The sequence below is a fragment of the Streptomyces sp. SID5910 genome, assembly GCF_009862125.1.
In the GTDB taxonomy this organism is placed as follows: domain Bacteria; phylum Actinomycetota; class Actinomycetes; order Streptomycetales; family Streptomycetaceae; genus Streptomyces.
In genome coordinates this window covers 1-623 of record NZ_WWHX01000359.1, presented here as the reverse complement: position 1 = coordinate 623, position 623 = coordinate 1, and the positions used below count along the sequence as shown (strand labels likewise).

The 623-nt window shown below is 67.3% G+C and carries 1 protein-coding gene; it reads left to right on the top strand.

The annotated features are described in order from the left end of the window. Positions 1-623 (top strand): alpha-amylase family glycosyl hydrolase (locus tag GTW67_RS12205; RefSeq protein ID WP_237518803.1); only part of this gene is annotated, 623 nt, incomplete at both ends.

The following is a 623-nucleotide window of genomic DNA, read 5'->3' as shown; positions in this document are numbered from 1 at the left end:
CTGAAGTTCTGGCTGGACCTCGGCATCGACGGCTTCCGGCTGGACGCCGTGCCGTACCTGTACCAGGAGGAGGGCACCAACTGCGAGAACCTCCCGGCCACCCACGACTTCCTGAAGCGGGTGCGCAAGGAGATCGACGCGCAGTATCCGGACACGGTGGTGCTGGCGGAGGCCAACCAGTGGCCCGAGGACGTGGTCGACTACTTCGGGGACTACGCGGCGGGCGGCGACGAGTGCCACATGGCCTTCCACTTCCCGGTCATGCCCCGCATCTTCATGGCGGTCAGAAGGGAGTCGCGCTACCCGGTCTCCGAGATCCTGGCCAAGACCCCGGCGATCCCGTCGGGCTGCCAGTGGGGCATCTTCCTGCGCAACCACGACGAGCTGACCCTGGAGATGGTCACCGACGAGGAACGCGACTACATGTGGGCCGAGTACGCGAAGGACCCGCGGATGCGCGCCAACATCGGCATCCGGCGGCGCCTGGCCCCGCTCCTCGACAACGACCGCAACCAGATCGAGCTCTTCACGGCCCTGCTGCTGTCCCTGCCCGGCTCGCCGATCCTCTACTACGGCGACGAGATCGGCATGGGCGACAACATCTGGCTCGGCGACCGCGACGC